General features: G+C 56.7%; 1 protein-coding gene. It reads right to left on the bottom strand.

The window, feature by feature from the left end:
- Window positions 1–268: 268 nt before the first annotated feature.
- Window positions 269–467, bottom strand: a 199-nt coding sequence (locus EXE50_RS17590; RefSeq protein WP_206750614.1) for a hypothetical protein, incomplete at its 5' end; no start/stop codon positions are given.

The following is a 467-nucleotide window of genomic DNA, read 5'->3' as shown; positions in this document are numbered from 1 at the left end:
GTAGTAAGACCAGCGACTATACCCCGCCGAGATCTTCGGGACATCTTGTGTTCACATACCACTATCAACTTAGCTAATAATTCTTTTTCGTATAATTTTGCCGGGGCAGGACTGTCTTTACCCGCTGAATTGGCGTCTGCTTGGAGGGCAGTTGTCATGAGCGGAGACAGAGGCCCGTGTTTAGCCGCCATCGCCCGGGCCGCACTGCATCCCCCAGAAAAGGACGCTCGCTTCGCGATTGTTTGACGCCGAAGCTCGCTGGCAGCCGCTAGCCGGCGACGCTCGTAGCGTGCCCAGAACTGTCCGCGCCGTTCCTCGCAGTCACATCGCTGTCTGCGATCGGCCGTGAAACCGCTTCCTGATCCTTTAATCGGAGATGTTTGTGATGCCAGACGACGGCCGTTGTTGGATTCGTCGCATCGCTGACCGCATTTGGCGTCGGGATGTCCGCTATCACTGGAGTAGAC

Source organism: Halorubrum sp. ARQ200 (assembly GCF_005435115.1).
In the GTDB taxonomy this organism is placed as follows: Archaea; Halobacteriota; Halobacteria; order Halobacteriales; family Haloferacaceae; genus Halorubrum; species Halorubrum tropicale.
This window is presented reverse-complemented; position numbering and strand designations above follow the sequence as displayed.